This is a genomic window from Streptomyces sp. NBC_01549 (assembly GCF_026339955.1).
Taxonomy (GTDB): Bacteria; Actinomycetota; Actinomycetes; order Streptomycetales; family Streptomycetaceae; genus Streptomyces.
This window is the reverse complement of the sequence record NZ_JAPEPW010000003.1, coordinates 11,609-26,116: the sequence shown is the minus strand read 5'-3', so window position 1 is coordinate 26,116 and position 14,508 is coordinate 11,609. Positions and strand designations below refer to the sequence as shown.

At 69.0% G+C, this 14,508-nt stretch carries 13 protein-coding genes and 1 pseudogene; 7 read left to right on the top strand and 7 right to left on the bottom strand.

All coding sequences use genetic code 11. The annotated features are described in order from the left end of the window. Positions 1–75 precede the first annotated feature (75 nt). The gene (locus OG819_RS46315) at positions 76–1,119 is read left to right on the top strand and encodes a serine hydrolase domain-containing protein (protein WP_266655711.1); all 1,044 of its coding nucleotides are present in this window, start codon (positions 76–78) and stop codon (positions 1,117–1,119) included. A gap of 289 nt (positions 1,120–1,408) precedes the next feature. Here OG819_RS46315 and OG819_RS59255 read toward each other — a convergent pair. Further along, positions 1,409–1,855, bottom strand: a pseudogene (locus OG819_RS59255) (DNA-processing protein DprA); the annotation flags it as partial. Beyond that, complete coding sequence (locus tag OG819_RS46310; RefSeq protein ID WP_266655709.1) at positions 1,792–2,097, bottom strand: hypothetical protein; 306 nt, start codon at positions 2,095–2,097, stop codon at positions 1,792–1,794. The pseudogene OG819_RS59255 and the gene OG819_RS46310, both read right to left, overlap by 64 nt. On the opposite strand from OG819_RS46310, the gene OG819_RS46305 reads away from it, so the two are divergent. After that, complete coding sequence (locus OG819_RS46305) at positions 2,096–2,317, top strand: hypothetical protein (RefSeq protein WP_266655708.1); 222 nt, start codon at positions 2,096–2,098, stop codon at positions 2,315–2,317. The genes OG819_RS46310 and OG819_RS46305 overlap by 2 nt on opposite strands. Positions 2,318–2,869: 552 nt before the next feature. Here OG819_RS46305 and OG819_RS46300 read toward each other — a convergent pair. The 3 genes from OG819_RS46300 to OG819_RS46290 form a co-directional block, all read right to left on the bottom strand. Continuing rightward, positions 2,870–3,187: a hypothetical protein gene (locus OG819_RS46300; RefSeq protein WP_266655707.1), complete on the bottom strand. Its 318-nt coding sequence runs from the start codon at positions 3,185–3,187 to the stop codon at positions 2,870–2,872. A gap of 16 nt (positions 3,188–3,203) precedes the next feature. Beyond that, a complete protein-coding gene (locus OG819_RS46295) occupies positions 3,204–3,560 on the bottom strand; it encodes a hypothetical protein (RefSeq protein WP_266655705.1) in 357 nt (118 codons plus the stop codon). A 543-nt stretch (positions 3,561–4,103) separates the two neighbouring features. Next, positions 4,104–4,238: a hypothetical protein gene (locus tag OG819_RS46290; protein ID WP_266655703.1), complete on the bottom strand. Its 135-nt coding sequence runs from the start codon at positions 4,236–4,238 to the stop codon at positions 4,104–4,106. A 362-nt stretch (positions 4,239–4,600) separates the two neighbouring features. Between OG819_RS46290 and OG819_RS46285 the strand changes: the two genes are divergently transcribed. The 3 genes from OG819_RS46285 (at position 4,601) to OG819_RS46275 (ending at position 7,161) form a co-directional block, all read left to right on the top strand. Beyond that, complete coding sequence (locus OG819_RS46285; protein ID WP_266655701.1) at positions 4,601–4,747, top strand: hypothetical protein; 147 nt, start codon at positions 4,601–4,603, stop codon at positions 4,745–4,747. 1 nt (position 4,748) lies between these two features. After that, positions 4,749–5,747 carry a peptidoglycan-binding protein gene (locus tag OG819_RS46280; RefSeq protein WP_266655699.1) on the top strand — a complete coding sequence of 333 codons (999 nt, stop codon included), beginning with the start codon at positions 4,749–4,751 and terminating at the stop codon, positions 5,745–5,747. Between the two features lie 457 nt (positions 5,748–6,204). Next, positions 6,205–7,161, top strand: coding sequence for an IS5 family transposase (locus OG819_RS46275; protein WP_266647766.1), 957 nt, complete (start codon positions 6,205–6,207; stop codon positions 7,159–7,161). Here OG819_RS46275 and OG819_RS46270 read toward each other — a convergent pair. Next, positions 7,079–7,645 carry a hypothetical protein gene (locus OG819_RS46270; protein ID WP_266647764.1) on the bottom strand — a complete coding sequence of 189 codons (567 nt, stop codon included), beginning with the start codon at positions 7,643–7,645 and terminating at the stop codon, positions 7,079–7,081. The two genes, OG819_RS46275 and OG819_RS46270, sit on opposite strands and share 83 nt — an antisense overlap. 188 nt (positions 7,646–7,833) lie before the next feature. On the opposite strand from OG819_RS46270, the gene OG819_RS46265 reads away from it, so the two are divergent. Both OG819_RS46265 and OG819_RS46260 read left to right on the top strand, forming a co-directional pair. After that, positions 7,834–8,247 carry a hypothetical protein gene (locus tag OG819_RS46265; RefSeq protein ID WP_266655697.1) on the top strand — a complete coding sequence of 138 codons (414 nt, stop codon included), beginning with the start codon at positions 7,834–7,836 and terminating at the stop codon, positions 8,245–8,247. 1 nt (position 8,248) lies between these two features. Continuing rightward, the gene (locus OG819_RS46260) at positions 8,249–10,471 is read left to right on the top strand and encodes a caspase family protein (RefSeq protein WP_266655695.1); all 2,223 of its coding nucleotides are present in this window, start codon (positions 8,249–8,251) and stop codon (positions 10,469–10,471) included. A gap of 121 nt (positions 10,472–10,592) precedes the next feature. Here the strand turns inward: OG819_RS46260 and OG819_RS46255 are convergent, their stop codons facing one another. Beyond that, positions 10,593–14,366 carry a helix-turn-helix domain-containing protein gene (locus tag OG819_RS46255; protein WP_266655693.1) on the bottom strand — a complete coding sequence of 1,258 codons (3,774 nt, stop codon included), beginning with the start codon at positions 14,364–14,366 and terminating at the stop codon, positions 10,593–10,595. Positions 14,367–14,508: the final 142 nt, after the last annotated feature.

The following is a 14,508-nucleotide window of genomic DNA, read 5'->3' as shown; positions in this document are numbered from 1 at the left end:
GACGCGCCACTGCCCGGCCTGCCCCGTCCACGTCACTACGCTGACCGGCGGGAGCCGACGGCGAACAGGGAGACCATGACGTACCGCACCGACCGCATCGAAGCCCTGCTGGACGAAGGCGTCCGCAACAAGGTCTACCCCGGCGCCGTGTGGGCCGTCGGTGACGCCGCCCGCATCCGCGCATCCGGCGTCACCGGGGTCCTGGACCCCGACGAGCCGGGTGTGAAGATGCAGCCCAACACCGTCTTCGACGCCGCCAGCCTCACCAAGATCCTCGCCGTGTGGTCCTCCATCGGCGCCCTGTGGGAAGACAGCGTCCTCGACCTCGACGCCCCGCTCGGCACCCTCTGGCCTGAAGTCACCGACCGACCGCTCGGCGCGGTGACCGCCCGCCAGCTGCTGACCCACACCGCAGGCGTCCCGCTGCGGGCCCAGCTGAAGAACCTCTACGGCACCGACCGGCAGGTCATCCGGGCCGGTGTACTGCACGAGGCGCTGCACCGGCCGCCCGGCGAGGCCGTCGAGTACACCGACCGGGCCGCCCTCATCCTCGGTTACCTTGCCGAACACCTCTCCGGCCAGTCCCTGAACCAGTTGGCCGACGCCCGCACCTGGCAGCCCCTCGGCATGACCTCCACCCGCTTCGGGCCTCTGCCCGCCGAGATCGCCGCCCGCTGTGCGCCGACCGAGCTCGACCAGGACACCGACACCCACCTCAAGGGCGTCGCCCACGACTTCTCCGCCCGCCTGCTGGGCGGGGTGTGCGGAATCGCCGGCGCCTTCACCGTCCTCGACGATCTTGCCGTCTTCCTGCGCTACATGATGGACGCCGCGGCAGCCCCCGCTCAGGCCGGTTTCGGGGCTGAGTGGACGGCCTACTCCTTGACCGTGCAGACCGGCGGCCTGGAGCCCGCCCGTGGCCTGTTCTGGCACCCGGCCCCCGGCACCACCGGCGAACAGGACGTGTGGGTCCACTACGGGTTCACCGGCACCGGCATGTGGATCTCCCCCTATCAGGACCGCTGGGCGGCGCTGCTGACCAACAAGCTCTACTACACGCGCGACCGCCAGCCACTGACCGACGTACGCAACACCTTCCGCCAACTTGCCTTCTCCTGAACGCTTGTGGGGCCCGGCGAAGCCAGGCCCCACAAGCCGCCTGGCCGGTACGGCAGACTAGAACTCGCTGGGAGCGAGGTCTTCGATGCCTGCGACCACCCACTGCCATTGCGCCTGGTCTATGATCACGCCGGGGCACGGGGGCGGTTGGGGATGTCAGAGCAGGGCGAGCGTTCGCGCGGGGTCCGGGACCAGGACGGCGCGCTGCTCGGCGAGGCCGGGTGCTGCCTTCTGCGCGGATGTCCTCGGTGGCGGGCGGGGCGAGCAGGGGCCGGTTGAGGTCGGCGGCGACTTCGGCGGTGTGCATCGCCGCCTCGGCGTGGTCCAGGGCCTCGATGAGGACCACCGTGCGCACGAGCGCGGCGAGCAGGGTGGCACTGGCCCCGAGCGTCGCGCCGCTGGCTTCGGTGCCCGGCCGGTAGAGGCTGACCACCGCGCCGCCGGTCGCGGGGACGGTGCTCAGCAGCTGGGCGTGGTCGTGCGGGTGGGCGCGGTCCAGGCCGCGCGGCAGGACGGCGAGCGTCGCCCGTCCGGCCAGGGCGGAGGCCCGGTGGGCGGCCGAGTCGACGCCGTACGCGAGTGTCGCGGTGACCGTATGACCGGCCTCGGCGACGGCGGTGGCGAAGGCCCGCGCACGGGTGATGGCCTGCTCGGTCGCGTTGCGGTTGCCGGTCACCGCGACGGCGCTCGCGGTGAGCTGCGGCAGTTGGTCGCCTCCGCGGGCCCACAGACCCACGGGCAGTCGGGACCGAGGTCGGCCAGGGCCGCGGGCCAGACCTCGTCCGACGGGATGACGAACTGGCAGGACAGCTGTGCGTTGTCGAGTTCCTCGGTCGGCTTGTACTGGGCCAGGCGTCCGCTGTTGTCGTGGCGGACGCGCTGCTCCCAGACCTCCTGGGCAGAGAACTGGGCGAGTGCGGCGGCGAGCTGGGCGGGGGTGAAGTGGGCGGCGCGCTCGGGCAGGACGGGGCTGGGCATGGCGAACCTTCGGGACAGGGCGGCGGCCGGCGGGCATGCCGGTGCCGCGATGGACGGTGTGCTGGATCGAGGGCGCGGTCAGCGCCTGGTGCGGCTGGGCGCGGTGACGGCGTCCCAGGAGGGGCGCGGCGCGGACCGCCACCAGTCGGTCTCCGGCGCGGCAGCCGGGACCGGGGCCGGGCGGGCTGCCGGGGCGGGACGGGCCGGTCCGGCGCGGTGAGCGGGCGGGGGCACGGGCGCGTCCGGCGAGGACGGCGGGCAGGGTGTCGTCGACGTAGGCGACGTGGTGGGCGAGGTCCACACCGACCTGGGCGGAGTCGAGATAAAGCACGTTGTCGCGCAAGGCCACGTTCCCGGTGGCGATCACGTGCACGGCGTCGGTGAGGCATTCGGCGACGTGCCGGGCGAGAGGGCCGGTGACGGTGCAGATGACCGGGATCGGTTCCCCGTCGTGCCACTGGCCGCGTGCACGGTCGTACTCGCGCGGGACCTGCATCACGGTGAACCGGGCTGCTGGCGTGCCTCGTTCGGTGTGGCGCAGCTGCACGGTTCCGTGCACGGGGCCACGGACGACGGCGGCGGTCTCTCCGCTCATGGAGGTACTCCTCGATGCGACGAACGTTCTGGCAGTGCCCGGGAGCCATCCGAACGAGTTCCATAATACTGAAGTCGGGGGCGAGCGTCATCCCCTTTTCCCTCGGGATGGGAGCACCCGCCCCCGGCGAGGCCAGCCGCAGCCCTATCGCTCACGCCGCGTGCCTTCTCCGCCCGCTTATGCGGCGGTCTGCTCTGCGGCGGGCTTGGGCGTCCGGCAGGGCCCGGGGCCCTCGCAGCAGGTGGCCGGGCCCGGGTTGTCCCATCGGCAGGCCGGGCAGTGCCACAGGATGCCGGCGGCCAGGGCTGCCGCGCGGATCGCGTCCTTCTGCCCGTCGTCGGCCACGTTCAGCAACGCGTCCAGCAGGGGCGGCTGCGGCGCCCTTTCTTCGCCGCTGTCGTCGAGTACGACCTTGTCTTCGACCTTGACGCGCAGCGGCACCGTGCCGTCGGGCCGGACGAGCCGGTCCGGGGCGCTGTCGAGGTGGACCGACACCCGTACGGCGCCGAGCTCATGGTCGAGGTAGCGAACACCAGGACGCCGTCGACCTCCACGCAGGGCAGACCACCGTGGAATCCCGGATGGGAGACGGCATAGCGGTGCGCGCGCTCGCATGCGTCCGCCTCAACCGGAAGTCGAGAGACACGACGCGCGTACGGCCGGTCCCGCTGATGTCGGCGGCGTACAGGGAGTAGCCCTCGTCCGGGCGGTTGTTGCGCTCGGGCCCGTAGTAGAGGTCCACGGCCGTGCGGTCGTCGGTGGGCGGCTCGTTGGGGACACCCTCGTCGCCCAGGAGGTTCGCCCAGGATCCGCGCACGTGCCGGGCGAGTTCGGCCAGGGCGGAGTCGGCGTCGGTGAACAGCAGCACGTCGTCCTCCTGCCGGTCCCAGCGGCGCAGCACCCAGGCCTGGCCCGGCAGGCGCGGGCGATGAAGGCGATGGCGGGCGCCGAGGTCGTGGCGAAGTCGAACCGCTCCAGCCAGGGTTCGAGTCCTTTGAGGATCTTGGCGTCCCTTGCCGATCAACGCTCATCCATGACGTTTTAGCAGTTCAGACAAGGTGCGCAGTGTCGGTGCTTCTCGGCCATGACGCCTTCGGGGTCCATGCCGAGGGCCGTGGTCACGAGTTTGGGATCGAGGGTGTTCACCAGGTAGGCCAGGCGGGTGCACCGCAGCGTCGCGCCCCCGCACCCACGCCAGGACCTCGCCGGCCAGCCGCTCCCGGCCGAAGAACCGCTCGCGGTCTCCCAGCTCGATCCAGGCGAGGCCCTGGTACAGCTGATCACTGTCATCGGCAGCCACCGCTGCGGCAGTTGTCTCCGCGTCCGCGGCCCGCCAGCGCCGCTCCACTCCTCACCGTCGCCCCCGCACGCGGCTGCATAGGCCAAGGTGACCGGCAACGACGGCAGTTGCTCACTGGCGGCCGCCCCGCGAGAGCGTTGTCAGGGAGTAGCCGGTGTCGCGGGCCATGGCTCGGTAGGTGATCCGGTCCGCTTCCTGGCGCAGCTCGAACGCGAACCGCTGCGACGGCCCGGCACCCGGGTCCAACGCCCCTCCTGGCGTCCCCCTCCGCCTCAGCGCCGTGTGCATCGCGCGGTCAGCCCGCGTCAACCTATGCACCCCGACAGGGGGCCGCAATGCTGCCCCATCCGCCGGTCTTCCTCCGCGCCCACCCCGTGACCAGCAGCGTGGCCTTTGTTGCGTCCGGCAGGAGGGGGCTGCGCAACAACCGCCGGACCGCGAAAACTCGGTGACAGACGAGGAGGACGAGCCGGCAGGGCAGCCCCCGGACACGGGGCTTGATCTGCAAGCGCAGCGACCTACCTCGACACCAGGCGCCCGCAGACGGCAGGCGCTCTGCGGCCGATCACCGATCGGCCAGGAAACCAAGCGGAACAGGAGAACCGAGCATGACCGACAGCAATCAGGCACCGCCGTACCCGGCGGGCGGCGCGGGAATCTTCGACGTCGATCCCGCCCAGGACGGCATCAGCCAGGACCCCGCGCACGTGGTGACCGGAGATGTTGACGCCCTTCCCGAAGACTTGGAGCCGTGACATGGGAACCGTACAAGGAATGATCTCCGCCGCCCGCAAGCTCCTGGGCACCGGCGAACACCCGCCGGGCTCGAACCACAACGCCGTCACCGTCTGGTACGGCTTCACCGGCCCGTGGTGCGACATGTCCGTCAGCTACGAGGCGGCGCACTCGGACAACCTCAGCGCCGTGATGGGCAAGTACGCCCTCACCACCGCCCACGCACGGGCCTTCCAGAACCACGGCCGCTGGCACTACGGCATCGGCGGCATCCGTCCCGGGGACATCGTCTTCTTCGACTGGTCCGGCACCCGCTCCATAGGCAACATCGACCACGTCGGACTCGTCGAGGCCGTGCACTCCAACGCCACCATTACCACCCTGGAAGGCAACACTTCCGACGCCTTCCGCCGCAGGCTCCGCAACAGCGCCTGCATCGTCGGATACGGCCGCCCGGCCTACGGCAACGCGGCCCCCATGCCCGGCCACGACGGCATCCTGCGCCGCGGCTCGACCGGCAACGCGGTCAAGACACTGCAGAAGAACCTCAACGCCGTCCTGCACACCAAGCTCACCGTCGACGGCCAGTTCGGTGCCGGCACCGAAGCAGCCGTACGCACCTTCCAGTCCAAGTACCACCTGACGGTGGACGGCGCCTACGGCCCGCAGGCGGCAGCGGTGATGAAAGCTGCCCTGGCCGGCCGCAGCACCCCCAGCAAGCCCGTACCGAAGCCGCCGACCGGAAAGCTGACCGTCGACGGCGAGTTCGGGCCCGCCACCTGCGCTGCCCTGCAGCGAGCACTGAACGCCCGCGGCGCGGCCAAGCTCGTGGTCGACGGCGCCTTCGGACCGCTGACAACCAAGGCTCTCCAGCACTACCTCAAGGTCGCCCAGGACGGCGTCGTCGGCCCGGTCACCGTCAAGGCCCTGCAGCACCACCTCGGTGCGACCGCCAACGGCGTATGGGACGCGGACACCACCCGCCACCTGCAAAAGGCCCTCAACGCCAACACGTTCTGACCAACCCACGACAGGCACCACCCACAGGGGCCGGACGGATCCTGACACACCGCACCGGCACCCCTCAACCCAACCGCCGAACCCCAACTGAACAGGGTGCTGCGGTCCTTGTCCGTCCATGACGGGACGGACAAGGACCGCAGCACTCAAACCCCAAGGTCCCGCCACCCACTTCCGGCGGCGTGGCCGTCCTCTCCGACACCAGAGATTTTTTACAAAAAGGTAAACCAGGTGAGTCACATCCATCAGCCCGTCAGTTGCGCCCAGCGTTCCGGCGGTGGTTCACCGGTCACCGCGTACAGGGGCAATAAGTGCGTTGTGGCAAACCGGATCTCGTTCGAAGCCTGCGGCGCGGGTGATCGTTCGGACAGAGTTGCCGGTGTGGTCGCGGGCATGAAGAAACGGGCCCCTTGGTAGTGACGTGGTTGTTGAGGCCGGTCACGAGCAAGGAGACCCGTTGTCCGACCAGTTGACCATCTCTGCTGTACCCGCGTCCACCGCGGTCACCCCGGAGTGCGACTGCTACGCGCACAGGTTCGGTTCGATCGCTCCGGGACGGCGGGCAGGCTGCTATCCCAGTGACATGACGGACGCGGAGTGGGCCGAGGTCCGCGCGGCGATGCCGGTACCGGCCTGGCTCCTCAAGCAGGGCGGGCGTCCGGAGGCGTATTGCCACCGCGAGATGCTCGACGCTGTGCGCTACCTGGTCGACAACGGCGTGAAGTGGATGGCCCTGCCGGTCGACTTCCCGTACTGGCGGGCGGTTTACGACTTCTTCCGCCGCTGGCGGGCCTGCGACTACGTGCGTGAGCTGCACGAACGCCTGCGCTGCGTGGCGAGGGAACGCGCAGGCCGCAACACCGAGCCCAGCGCGGGAATCATCGACAGTCAGTCGGTGGACGCCTCCGAGACCGTCGGCGAGGACAGCCGCGGATACGACGGCGGGAAGTCACGTGACGGGCGCAAGCGTCACATCCTGACCGATACCGAGGGCCTGCTCCTGGAGGTCACCGTGACCACGGCCGACGTGCACGACTCCAAGGCCGCCCCCGCGCTGCTGGAGACGTTCATGGACCAGCCGGGCCGGCTGCTGAAGTTGGTGTGGGTCGACAGCGCCTACCAGGGTCCGGCACTGGCGAAGGCGTTTGCCCGCCACGGAGTGCGGATCGAGGTCGTGCGCCGCTCCGACGGCAGGCGCGGATTTGTCGTACTGGCCCGCAGGTGGGTGGTGGAGCGCACGCTGAGCTGGCTCTCCCGCTCACGCCGCCTCAACCGCGACCACGAACGCCGCCCCGACCACCACACCCAGATGGTGTGGTGGGCCGCTGTGATCAGGCTGTCGAGGCGCCTGGCCGGGGACGCTCCGCGCTGGCCGGAGAGGCGCCCCGGCCGACTGCTGCGGGCGCGGGCATGAACCGTCCGTCCCCCGCCCGCACCAGCCAGCCCCGCTTCTCCAGCACATAGGCACGGTGACGGATCTTCTCCACCTCGTTCTTGATCTCCGCCTCCCGGCCCACCGCCCGCGTCAGCTCCACTCCGTTCACCGGCCCCGACGCAGCCACCACCGCGGCGAACACCTCCCGGTACAAGCCCCTGAGCGCTTCCTCGCCCATGCCCGACCGCCACACCGGCGGCCGCTCGCCCTGCCCCGCGCCGGGGCCGCTCGATCCCACACCGGCAGCCGTCTCACCGCCAGACGACACGGAAACCGGCGTATCAACGTCGCTCTCCTCGGCCAGCACCGACACGAGCTCCTCACGCCCCACCCGGGCCCGCTCGACCCGCTCCCGCGCGGCATCCACCTCCGCCTGAGCCTGCTCCAGAACCTCCGTCCAAGACTCCAGATCCCGCCTCGCCCGCGCCTCACGCTGTTCCATCAACCCCAGCACCGACGGCATCGCACCCTCCTCGATCCACAACAAGCCGTCCGCTGCCTGCCCCTATCCCTCCGCAATCATGCTCCGCACACGGAATAGTCCCTGCTCATCGAACAGGGACTCCCTTTGCCACAACGCACTAAGACCTACTTCAGCGGCAAAACGTTGAACGGAATTTTCCGCACAGTGCACGCGCAATGACGAGGGAGATGCTGGTTATGCAGGCTCAGCTAGTGATCAAAATTCATTCGCATACCGCGGACGCGAATGTACTGGACGCTTTGACCCGGAATCTCTGGGAGGAACTGCGGTCTGTTGACGTCCCCAGCGTGGACCGGCCGGCCGCGGCCGAACGTCCGGAGGGCAGTCGAGGTCCGTTCGCCGAGACCATGGGCACGCTGGTGGTCAGCGGGGTGACGTCGGCAGCCGCCATGAGCGCCATGGCGCGCACAGTGATCGCGTGGATCCGCCGCGACTGCGAACGGTCTGCCGAACTGGAGCACGGCGACAGCAGACTCACCCTCCACGGACTCTCCCAGGACGACCTGCACGCATTGAGTGAGGCGTGGGTGCGCGACGCGATGAACGGCACCGGCCGCGATCCAAGCCAGGACGGTGGCTGAGATGGGCCGCTATGCGCTGCTGGTGGCAACGGGCAGATACGACGACCCGGAACTGAGTCGACTCCGCTCGCCGGCCCAGGACGTCCGCGAACTGAAGGCGGTGCTGGAACATCCAGAGGTCGGTGGCTTCGATCAGGTCACCGTGTTGGAAGATGCCTGTCGTCAGGATGTGGCCGACGCGGTAGAAGCGGTCCTGGCCGACCGGCAGCCCGGCGATCTCGTCCTGCTGCACTTCTCCTGTCATGGTGTGCAGGATCCTTGGGGCCGGCTCCACCTCGCCACAACGGACACCCGGCGAGGTCGGCTGACAGCATCCTCGTTGGCAGCCGATGACCTCAACCGCCTGCTCGAACACTCCCGCGCGCACGCCAAAGTCCTGCTACTGGATTGCTGCTACAGCGGCTCCTTCGCGGCAGGGCTCCGTCCCCGCGCAGGAGGAACCGATGTGCTGTCAGGCCAGTTCGCGGCACGTGGCTACGTGGTACTCACCGCCTCCAGCGCTCTGGAGTACGCCTTCGAAGGCGAAGTACTCTCCCTGGACTCACCGCGTCCGTCGGTCTTCAGCGGCGCAGTCGTATCAGCTCTCACCAGCCCCGAAACCGACCGGGACGGCGACGGATGGATATCGGTGAGTGACCTCCACGCGCACGTGTACTCCACTGTGCGGGCCCGTACCCAACAGACTCCCACCTACTTCGCCCACGGAGTCCAGGGCGAGATCCGGCTTGCCCGGGCGCCGCGAAGCGACCTCAACTGGAACGATGTCCCTGGCAAACGTGCACGCGAACGGCCATGGGTACCCGCAGTTGAGTCCGCCGCCCTCGGCGTCGCCGCCCTCACAGCGACCTCGGCCGCTACCGCCCCGCTGCTGGCCGGCGACGGCTACGGGGGATATCTCATCCCTCTTGGTTCCCCGCCAGCGGTCTGGTGGTACCTCGTTCCGATGCTGCTCGCTTCGCTCAGCGTCGCATGGTGGGCCGGGCGCGTCGCCCGCCGCAGAGTGTTTCTCGCAGCATCCGCCTGTTTTGTGGCGGCCGGGCTGATCGCGGGCCTCATACCGGGCACGGCCGTGCTACCCACCGCACGAGTCGTACAGGGCACGGCGGGAGGCGTGATGGCGGCATTCTCCGTCGCCAGTGCGATCGCACTGGCACAAACGGGAGAACGCCGATACACACTGCCCTGGGTCGCCGTCCTCGGCCCGGTCGGTGCACTCGCCCCGATGACGCCGGAGGTCGACGCCTTGCCGAACCTGCTGGACGGGCGCTGGCCTTACCTACTCACCGCGCTGCTCGGCACACTGCCCCTCGCCAGCAGTTGGTTCCTGGGGTTCTTATCACCCGCACCGGCACCGGCAGCTGCACGCTCCGCTGTCCGCACGCCCCACCCGCACTCCGTGGCCATCGGGGCGGTGTTCTTCGGAGCAGCGTTCACGGGTGTGGCAATGGCCAGCCGTACTGTCAAGCTCGGCAGCATCTTTGCCCTGGTTCCCTGCACAGTACTGTTGGTTGTCGCTCTGGCGGTCGTACTCACGCTGCGCGGCCGGCAGAGCTTCATCTCCATCCGGTCAGCGGGCGCGCTATTTGTGGCAATGGCGGCGACGGCCACCGCATCCGGAGCAGCGGCACTGGAGTCCTGGTTCGGGTCGTATATCCGTGGGACTACCGCTGGATCAATCGGTCCTCAGTACACTTTCGACCCCGCCCACGGTCATGGCGGCACCGTCTTCGCCGCCGCACTGACCGGGCTGGCCGTCGCCCCAGTGCTGGCACGTGGACTGCTGGCCAGGCTCTCGCACACCGCCGTCGTACTGGGCGGCTTCGCAGTCTGCTGCGCCGGGCTACTCCTGCTGTCCACCGCTGCCGCATCTGTCACAGTCGCCGATCTGGGATGGCGCGCGGCACTCAGCAGTTTCGGTTTCGGCCTGCTGCTCGTCGCGCTGCTGCAGTCGCTGGCAGGCAGTACGACGGCTGAAGGCACAGAGGTCGCCGGAGCACTCGTTTCGTTCCTCTGGACGCTCTGCGCCATCACCTCCGCCTGGACAGATAACGCCAATATCTGGAAGACCGAGAAATTGACAGATGGTCCCGAGCCCTCCGACGCAAGTGCACCCCCCTGGGTAGCAACCCTGCTCGGCGACGGTTTCCACATTCTGCTGATCACAGTCGCGATCGGCGTCATCCTCGCCCTGCAGATCTCTTTCCGCGCACGAAGCCGCGAGTAGGGACGCGGCGACCACTGCGCCTGCTGCCGTGCCGCGCTGTAGCGCAGCCAAGCGCCGTCAGCCGCACGGCACCCACGGACGACAGCGGCGGCTCCAGGGCTTCCCGGGCCGAGGCCCGGTCTCAACAGGTCTTCCGGTACGGGATGCTGGGCAGGTACGTCTTCCAGTCGGCCCGCGAAAGGCCGGTTCTGGCCCGCTTGCAGACGTCGGCGACGATATGCGCCAAGCCGATGTCGTACCGCTGCAGGGGGACGTTCGCGCCGGCCGCGTACAGGGTGCTGCCGTCCCGGCTGAAGGACAGCGCCAGGATCGAGTCCCCGGGCGTCGAGAGGACACCGCCCAACCGCTGGTGCGAGGCAACGTCCCACAGCTGCACCTGGCCGTTGGAGCCTGCCGTTGCCAGGGTGCGCGAGTCTGGGGAGAACGCCAGTGCGAGCACCGGCTCCGAATCCAGTTCACCGGCATGGTTGGGCGTCCCGGGCAACACGCCGAGTCGCCGGTCGGCGTGGCCGTCCCAGAGTGTGATCCGGCCCGAGCCGTCGCCCGCCGCCAAGTACTGGCCGTCTTCACTGACCGACAGTGCCAATACGTCGTCCAGGCTGAACTGGCGCTGTGTCACCCGTCCGGATTTGAGATCAATGAACTGGCTGTGAGAGGTAACCAGGCGACTGCCGTCGGGAAGGAACGTCAGAATCTCGCCGCCGGCATGACTTATCATCTTGTTCTTGGACCGACGGCGCAGGTCCCACACCTCTATGACCTCCGCGTCCGGGATACGGGACGCCAGCAGCGCTTTCCCGTCAGGGCTGAACGCGATACCGTTCAGCTCGTTTCCTGACGTCGGATCCGGCAGCGCCAGATCCAAATGGGTCGTTTCGCGGTGTTCTGCGAGATCCCACACGGACACCCGTTCCGGAGGAATGGACCCCCCGGACATGCTTGAGCCGTACGCGAAAACCTTGCTGTCGGGGCGGAAAGCCATGAGCACACCGCAGCCCAGACTGATCCCGTCCCCCTCGACTGCCACCGAAGAATCGTGACAGGAGGCCTTTGGCAAGCTGTCTCGCACACGGCCGGTGTGCCCGTCCCGCAGCTGAAACGTGGCCGAGTCCTTAGACTGGCGGGCAGTCGCCAGGGTGTCGCCGTCCGGGCTGAAAACTGCCGCGTCGGCAGGATCTTGCTGCCACTTGGAGGCCAGGACACTGCGGAGGGAAAGCGTCCGCACGACACCGCCCGTCGTACCCGCGCGGTAGCGGATCACGCCTTCCTGCTGGTCGATCCGGAGTTCCGAGACAAACTCGTTGACCAGCGAGTACCGGAAGACCGGAGTATTGGGGACGTCCGCCCTCCAGACGAGAATCTCATCGTCGGCAACGGATGCGATGAACCTTCCGTCCTCACTGATCACAGCCCAGGTGAGCCCCGACTGCTTGATCCGCTGGATCTCCCGGCCTGAGGAGACGTCCCAGAGCCGGACACCGCCACTGCCCGTGGACACCAACGTGCTGCCATCAGGCGCGAACTGAACTTCGTCACTGTCACACAGCGTTCGCTGCGCTCCCCTCGCCCACGAGGTCGCCATCTTCCGGTGTCGGGTGACGTCCCACAATTCGAATGATTCGCCTTCCGGGCACAACGCCAGCAAGCGGTCATCCGGGCTGACAGCCGCCGAGGTGATCCCCTGCTCATCGCCAAGGGGGCGCTCGAACACCAAACGCCGACTCCTCACGGACCACACTTGAACAGAGGATGATTCAGCCGCGTTGGAGTTGTCGGCGACGAGGGTCCGCCCGCTGGGGCTGAATCTGATCAACCCACCCGCGCCAGCGGAGCGCAAGAGTCCCTTGTCCGACGGGGCCGGGAGCAACCCCGCCAGGTGTATTCCTTTCTCTTCGAGCGTAGCGAGCGTCCGTGCGTCCGGACTCATCCACACATCACCACCACCCGCGAAATTTCCGAGGCTGCGGGACGATGTGAGTCTTCGGTGGGTACGCACATCCCACCGTTCCACCCGGTCCTTCCCAGCGCTGACCAGCGTGCGGCCGTCACCGCTGAGAAGGTACTGGGCGTTCGGATCCCTACCGCCCGGCGGGGTGAAAACATCCTCCTCGCGCTGCGCCATGGCGCCGAGCACAGCTGAGCGGGTCTCGTTCGTGTCGGCGAGCCGGTAAGCCGCAGCACTGAGCTGCATCGCCTTCACGGGGTCGGAGAAACGCATGCTGTCGGCGACGGCGGCGATGCGGCGGGCCTCGGCCTGGATGTGCTGTCGGTTGTTCGTACGGCTCTGCTGCCAGGCCACGACACCGGCCATCAGCGCCAACGCGAGCAGCACCGAGAGCGTGCTGGCCAGGCCGCGCAGCCGGCGGCGTTCACGGGTGCGGCTCGCGCTGCTGGCGGTGAGGAAGGAACGCTCCAGGCCTGTGAGGTCCTCGGCCCTACTTTGCTCCGCGAAGTGCTCCTCGGCGCCGCTCAGCCGGGTGCCCCGGTAGAGGGCGCCGGGGTCGCGGCCGAGGTCGTGCCAGGCGCGGGCGGCCTCAGTCAAGTGCCGGTGGGCAAGGAGGCGTTCGCGGTCCTCATCGATCCAGGAACGCAGCCGAGGCCAAGCGGTGATCAAGGCCTCGTGGGCGAGGTCGACGGTGCTGTCGTCCAGGGTGAGGAGTCGGGCACGGGCGAGGCGTTCCAGGACCACGGCGGCGTCCTCGGCCCGGCCGGTGTCCAGTTCGGCACGGTCGGCGGGACGGCGGGTGTCCTGGGAGCCCTCACCGGGGGTGATCAGCCGGAGCAGGATCCGCCGGGCGATGTCGCCCTGAGCGGGAGTGAGCTGGGTGTAGATATGCTCGGCGGTGCGGGCGATGGCGCCGTGGATGCCGCCGGCCGCATCGTAGGCGGTTTCGCCCAGGGCCCGGCCCTTGCGGCGGCGCCAGGTCTCCAGCAGGGCGTGGGACATCAGCGGCAGTCCCCCGGGCTCGCCGGAGACCTCCTCCACGATCCTGACGGTCAGCGCCTTCTCCACGATCAGGCCGCTCGCCATGGCCGGCTTCACGATCGCCTCGCGCAGTTCCGCGGGGTTCATCGGGCTGACCAGCAGGCTGGTGGCGCCCAGAGCCTGGGCCAGGGCGTCGTGTTCGGCGCAGCGTCCGTAGAAGTCGGCCCGTACCGCCAGGACCACCCGTAGCCGGTTGTCCGGGTACAGGGCGGTGAGGGCGAGGTCGATGAACGCGCTGCGTTCGGCGAGGTCGGTGCACAGGGTGAAGACTTCTTCGAACTGGTCGATCACGACCACCGTCTCGCCGGGTCCGTCCTTGGCCGTGAACAGGGCGGCGTGGGTGCGGGCGGGGTGCGGGCCGGGGGTAAGGATCCGGATGGCAGCCGGACGCTGGTGCGGGGCGGGTTCGGTCCGCAGGAGAGGCGCGGTCTGCAGGGCGGGGATCAGTCCGGCGCGCAGCAGCGAGGATTTGCCGCTGCCGGAGGGCCCGAACACGGCGCTGAACCGGCGGGCCCGCACCAGCGCCAGGACCTCGCTGGCCAGCCGCTCCCGACCGAAGAACCGCTCGCGGTCACCCGACTCGAAGCGGGCCAGGCCCTGGTAGGGCGGCGGATCGGTGTCGTCGTCAGCCGCCGCGGTGGCCGCCTCATCAGCTGCCGCCTCCCGCCATCGGCGCTCCCACTCCTCACGGTCACCGCCGCAGGCCGCCACGTACGCCAAGACGACCTGCAACGACGGCAACTGCTCGCCCGCAGCCGCCCGTGACAGCGTCGTGACGGAGTACCCCGTGCCACGGGCCATGGTCCGGTAGGTGATCCCGCCCGCCTCTTGGCGCAGCTTGCGCAGCTCGTACGCGAAGCGTTGAACTGGCCCGGCCCCCGGGTCCACTGGGTTTTCTTGGCGTCCCATGCGGTGTCCCCCTTTGCCCGACGCGCGGTCGTCGCACCGTCGGCCCGCGTCAACCTACGCACCCCGATTGGTGGCCGCAACGCCTTCTCAACAGGCAGTTTCCCTTTGCTCCCGGCTCTGACCAGTAGCGCGGATCTTGTTA